Below are 912 nucleotides of genomic sequence, written 5' to 3'. Positions count from 1 at the left end.
CTTATCTTTAGATTATAAAACACCTAATATGGTATACAAATTATCAGCCTAAATTCAATTTTTAACCTGTAGCCATATTTCAGGACAAGACATTTGAAAAAAACCTTTGAACATAACAACAAACTTCTAAAAATCCTCTTGAGAGAGAATATTTATTTTGTTATTGGTTTGATAATTATAACACCTATTTATTATTATCTGAAAAAAGGAGAGCAATTTGTTTTGGACTTTTTGTTTGTCAAAATAATGTCTGTGATTTTCTTAATCTATAATCTACCGAATTTCATTATTTATTTTAACTATTACAAAGAAAATAAGAATACGAAAATTAAGATTGACACAAAAAACAACAGCATCGGAATTGTCAAAAACGGAGTATCAAAACAATATGAAATAACGGAAATAAAATCTTCAATTTATCATTTAGGAATTTATTACAAAAATCGGATTGACAACGCAATGCGCTGGAAAATGATAAATTCTGACCTTGCATACTGGGATTTGGAATTTAATAATGGAGACAGATATTATATTTCAAACTTAATTGTGGACTTTCTACACGACGAACCGATTGTGGAGAATACAAAATATAGATTTAGAATGTTTCAATACATTAACAAATCCGACTCTAAAGAAGCTTTAACTTTAAAACAAGAATTGGAAAGGCAAAAAGAAAAAAGTCTAACGGAAAAGTTTGTGGAAAAATTTAAAACAAAATCTGAAGCGGAATTGAACGAAATTTTGGCTAACAAATCAAAATATCAGAAAGAAGCTGTCAAAGCAGTTGAAATAATAATGGGAAATAAAAACGTTGGGTAACACCGGTAACCGTTGCACAAGCCCGTAATAAATAGTATAACTATAATTAAAAACCGTCTTTAGAGACGGTTTCTATTTTTATACACTTAAAAT

Annotated in this window: 1 protein-coding gene; it reads left to right on the top strand. The window is 28.2% G+C overall.

Annotated features, from left to right (window positions below):
• Positions 1 to 138 precede the first annotated feature (138 nt).
• A complete protein-coding gene (locus FQU21_RS17335) occupies positions 139 to 819 on the top strand; it encodes a PH domain-containing protein (protein ID WP_147679300.1) in 681 nt (226 codons plus the stop codon).
• Positions 820 to 912: the final 93 nt, after the last annotated feature.

Origin of the sequence: Algibacter pacificus, assembly GCF_008033385.1 — a bacterium.
In the GTDB taxonomy this organism is placed as follows: Bacteria; Bacteroidota; Bacteroidia; order Flavobacteriales; family Flavobacteriaceae; genus Algibacter; species Algibacter pacificus.
Note: the sequence above shows the minus strand (reverse complement) of the source record. Positions and strands in the feature narration are given on the sequence as shown.